This window comes from Segatella asaccharophila (assembly GCF_054687055.1).
This window is the reverse complement of the sequence record NZ_BAACAN010000064.1, coordinates 1-632: the sequence shown is the minus strand read 5'-3', so window position 1 is coordinate 632 and position 632 is coordinate 1. Positions and strand designations below refer to the sequence as shown.

The following is a 632-nucleotide window of genomic DNA, read 5'->3' as shown; positions in this document are numbered from 1 at the left end:
TTAGTTTAGTTAACCGCCTTCAAATCTGACAACGCTTCTCTGGGATAGTCACGTTATTCTATGAAAGGGGTTTTCTGATATCTGAAAAATGAAATGTATTTGAATTTTCAAGAGAAAATGTGACTTTTTTATAATGTGTTTGAATTTGTTGTTGTATATTTGTGAAAAATAAAAAGAAATATGGACAATAGATTAGAGAAAATCGCGAAGTTAAACTACTGGAGTGGTACTCAATTTGACAATGGCGTAATACGTTCATACTATTTAAAGAAAATATTGCCCTTTACCGGTAATCGGGTTATTAAAGTGATTACGGGGCAGCGACGGTCAGGAAAGAGTTATGTGATGCGGCAGATGATCTCAGCCTTAATGCGTGATCATATCATAGAGCCTAGGCAAATATTATACATTAACAAGGAATTCTATTGCTATCAGTTTCTTCAAACTCCAGGTGATTTAATGGATCTGTTTGAAATCTATTGCAAGGAAATTAATCCGAATAAAAAAACCTGGTTGTTTCTAGATGAGATTCAGAACTTAAAGGGATGGGAGAAGATAGTTGATTCTTTGTCACAGGATCCGAGTCTGGACTGCGAGGTGTTTTTGACAGGTAGTAACAGTAAACTGTTGTC

Annotated in this window: 1 protein-coding gene; it reads left to right on the top strand. The window is 35.3% G+C overall.

Annotated elements, in window-relative coordinates; translation table 11 throughout:
* Positions 1-180: 180 nt before the first annotated feature.
* On the top strand, positions 181-632 hold a 452-nt coding region (locus tag ACYRYG_RS13330; RefSeq protein ID WP_460198490.1), incomplete at its 3' end, for an ATP-binding protein.